The organism is Devosia sp., from assembly GCF_034675085.1.
In the GTDB taxonomy this organism is placed as follows: Bacteria; Pseudomonadota; Alphaproteobacteria; order Rhizobiales; family Devosiaceae; genus Devosia.
Map to the genome: position 1 here is coordinate 1 of NZ_JAUCDN010000324.1, position 3,603 is coordinate 3,603.

A 3,603-nucleotide genomic window follows, 5' to 3' on the forward strand; every position below is an offset into this window, starting at 1 on the left:
CGGCCTCAGCCTGCCGGCGGTCGATATTTTCGGCCTGGGCGATCTGGGGCTCTATTATTTCGTCGCCGTCGTCACCTGCCTCGCCTGCTTGGGCGCGCGCAATCTGTTTCGGACGCGCCTGGGGCGCACCATCATCGCCGTGCGCGAGCGCGACTATGCCGCCCAGGTGCTGGGCATCAACGTGGTCTATACCAAGCTGCTCGCCTTCGGGCTGGGCGCCGCCTATGCCGGGGCCGCCGGCGCGCTGCTCGCCGCCTTCCTGCGCCTGGTCAATCCCGAGCAGTTCACCCTTTTGGTCTCGGTCTTCTTCCTGGCCGCGGTCATCGTGGGCGGGCGCGCCTCCATCGTCGGCTCCGTCCTCGGCGCTCTTTTCATGACGCTGGCGCCCGAACTGCTCAATGTCGTCATCGAACACGCCGCCGGGGAGGGTGCCGACATGGCCCGCTTCAGTTCTCCCCTGCGCGAAGTGCTGTTCGGTTTGATGATCGTGCTTTTCCTCGTCTTCGAGCCACGCGGCCTGGTTGGCTTCGTGCAGCGTCTGACGGGCAAAACCGAGGCCGTGGAAGCCCGGGTCGAACACTGAAATCTGTCAAGGATCGTTTCTGGAGGAAAATGAAATGATGTCTCTCTCGCGCCGCGTTCTGCTCGGCCTCTCGGTATCGGCATTCGCCCTGGCCTCGGGCCTCGTTCCCGCCATGGCCGCCGGCGAACCGCTCAAGTTCTGGATTCCGCTGGGGCTGAGCGGCCCCATCGCCATCACCGGCCAGGCCCAGCAGGTGGGCTGGCAGCACGCCATCGACTGGATCAACAAGGAAGGCGGCATCGGCGGACGTCCGGTGGAAGTGTCCTTCTACGATGACGAATACAAGGTCGAGCTGGGCGTCGCCGGCTTCAAGAAGGCGGTTGCCGATGGCGATGTCGTCTTTACGGGCGGCAACGGCACCTCGTTCATCCGCGCCATCTCGCCCGAGAACAACGAGACCTACAAGGTTCTGATGTCCGGCACCTCGGGCGTGTCCGAATTGGTCAACACCGAGAACTTCAAATACCACTTCCTGGCCGGCACCAATTATTCCGATCAGGTGGGGCAGCTGCTCAACTACATCAAGGCCACCCATAAGGGTGACGCTCCGGCCCGCATCGCCTTCATCTATAGCGGCACCGAGTTTGGCCGCGACCCGCTTGAATATATGCGCGCCAAGGCCGCCGGGCTGGGCATCGAAGTGGCGCTCGAATACGAGACCAAGCTGGTGGAAGTCGACGTCACCGGCGCTGCCGTCAAGCTGCGCAACGTCAAGCCCGACTATACCCTGTTCCACGGTTATGCCGAAAACGTCTGGCCGGAAATCATCCGTCTCTCGCGCGATTATGGCATTGAGACCCAATTCATGGGCACCCTGTTCGGCTCGCACCCCGAAGTGGTGGCCACGGTGGGCGACGCCGCCAACAACTATATCGGCGCCATTTCGGTCAATCTTCTGGTCGAAGACACCGATACCCCGATGATGAACACCATCGCCGACTACCTCAAGACCTGGAACGGCAAGCCTTATACCGGCTATGCCAATGTCGGCTACATGCAGAGCTGGGCCGCGGCCATGGTGCTGCGCGAAGCCATCGGCAATGCCATCGAAAAGGACCTGCCGCTCGATGGCGACCACCTGATCGCCGAGATCAATGCCATCCAGGACCTCGATACCGGCGGCATCTATGGCACCCCGATCCATTTCGAGAACCAGCGCGTGCCCTATGGTGTGCTCTATCGCTACAATATCGAGGACGGCAAGCTGGTGGTGAAGGAAGAAACCGGCTGGGCCAAGGTCGACTGAGCCGGCCGGCAATCCTATCGGCTGGCCCTGCGGGGCCAGCCGTCTTTCCAGCAAGGAACGGAATAAGCGATGACGGCGGCTCTTGAAGTCAGCAATTTGAGCGTGACCTATGGCGCGGCGATCGTCGGGCTCGAGGATGTCTCGATGAGCGTTCCCGAGGGCGGCATCGTGGCGCTTCTGGGCGCCAATGGCGCGGGCAAATCCACCATGCTCAAGGCCATTTCCGGCCTTCTGCAATTCGAGAACGGCCGCGCAACGCCCGGCGCCATTCGCTATCGCGGCAAGGATATCACCGGCGTTCCCTCCTTCCGGCGGGCCCGCAACGGCATCCTGCATGTGCGCGAGGGACGCTACGTCTTTTCCAACCTGACGGTGGAAGAAAATCTCGATGCCGCCGCCTTCGCGCGCGACGCCAACAAGCCCGGATCCAGGCGTAATCACGAAGAAATCTATCACTACTTCCCTCAGCTCGCCGCCCGCAAGTCCAGCTTTGCCGGCTTCCTGTCGGGGGGTGAACAGCAGATGTTGGCCATCGGCCGTGCGCTTTATGCCCGCCCCAGCCTGTTGATGGTCGACGAGGCGTCCATGGGGCTGGCGCCCAAGGTCGCCAGCGAGATCTTCCAGATATTGGGGCAGATCAATCGCGAGCAGCAGCTTTCCATCCTGGTGGTGGAGCAGAACGTCTCGCTCGCCTTGCGCCACGCTTCCTATGGCTATGTGCTCGAAAGCGGCCGCATCACCCAGCATGGCCCGGCCGAAAGCCTGCTCGACCGCGACGAACTCTCCAAGCGCTATCTCGGAGGCTGAGGCAGCGGCGCAGGCCGTAACTATTGAAAGGACGATCATGGACAAGCCGACGCGCGACCAGCTCAAAAGTGAGGTGCAGCGCCTGCGGGGCTATTGGCACCCTTTCCACGAAGGCCTGCTCGATCTGTCGCCCGACTATCTGCAAGCCTATCTGCGCTTCCAGAACGCGCCTGCCGAGGCGGGTAATCTTGAGCCGAAAATCTGCGAATTCATCTATATCGCCGTCGATGGCGCGGTGAGCCATCTTTATGCCAGCGGCGCCGCCCGCCATATCCAGATGGCGCTCGACAAGGGCGGCACCAAGGCCGAGGTGCTTGAGGTCATCCAACTCACCACGCTGTCGTCCCACATGACGCTGGAAGCGGGCATGCCGGCCCTGCTGGCGGCCATGCGCGCGGCGGGGCAGGAGCCCGACACCGCCCTCACGCCGGAAGAGGCGGCGCGCAAGAACAGCTTCATCGAGTTGACCGGCTATTGGCCCGAGGGGGCGGACGGGCTCTTCCGCTATGCGCCCCATTTCGTCGACGCCTATCTGCGTTATGCCGAAATCCCCTATGCGGAGGGACCGCTGCCGCGCAAGGTCAAGGAATTCGTGCGCATCGCCGTCTGTGCCAGCCCCGCTGGCCCCGAGCCGCAGGGCCTGCGTCGCCACATCGATCTGGCGCTGCGCCACGGGGCGACCCCCGCCGAGATCGCCGACGTGCTTCAGCTCAGCAGCGCCATCGCCATCCACACCTGCACCACCACAATCCCCCCGCTTATGGAAGCTGCGGTCCAAAAATAGCCTCATCTTTGCAGAATAGGCAAAGATGTTTGCCGCAGATTGCGCGTTGAGCCTTTGCGTCGCCTGTCCTTAGCTATCGGCATAAAGCAGGTGGGCATTCCCACAAGGAGGATTTATGTCATTCCGTCTTTCCGCGACCCTGGCCGCTGCCGCCATGCTGATGGCCGGCTCCGCATTCGCCCA

Annotated in this window: 4 protein-coding genes; all 4 read left to right on the top strand. The window is 62.7% G+C overall.

What is annotated here, in order from left to right:
- A partial coding sequence (locus VDP82_RS15620; RefSeq protein WP_323015752.1) for a branched-chain amino acid ABC transporter permease occupies positions 1-583 on the top strand: 583 nt, incomplete at its 5' end.
- A 34-nt stretch (positions 584-617) separates the two neighbouring features.
- A complete protein-coding gene (locus VDP82_RS15625; protein WP_323015753.1) occupies positions 618-1,829 on the top strand; it encodes an ABC transporter substrate-binding protein in 1,212 nt (403 codons plus the stop codon).
- Between the two features lie 69 nt (positions 1,830-1,898).
- Positions 1,899-2,636: an ABC transporter ATP-binding protein gene (locus tag VDP82_RS15630; RefSeq protein ID WP_323015754.1), complete on the top strand. Its 738-nt coding sequence runs from the start codon at positions 1,899-1,901 to the stop codon at positions 2,634-2,636.
- Positions 2,637-2,673: 37 nt separating this feature from the next.
- Entirely contained in the window at positions 2,674-3,420 is a 747-nt protein-coding gene (locus VDP82_RS15635) for a carboxymuconolactone decarboxylase family protein (protein WP_323015755.1), read from the top strand.
- Positions 3,421-3,603 lie beyond the last annotated feature (183 nt).

What these genes read in the sequence shown, in the direction of transcription:
- VDP82_RS15630 (WP_323015754.1), top strand. Translation starts at nt 1,899, where the DNA reads ATGACGGCGGCTCTTGAAGTCAGCAATTTGAGCGTGACCTATGGCGCG.
- VDP82_RS15625 (WP_323015753.1), top strand. Translation starts at nt 618, where the DNA reads ATGATGTCTCTCTCGCGCCGCGTTCTGCTCGGCCTCTCGGTATCGGCA.
- VDP82_RS15635 (WP_323015755.1), top strand. Translation starts at nt 2,674, where the DNA reads ATGGACAAGCCGACGCGCGACCAGCTCAAAAGTGAGGTGCAGCGCCTG.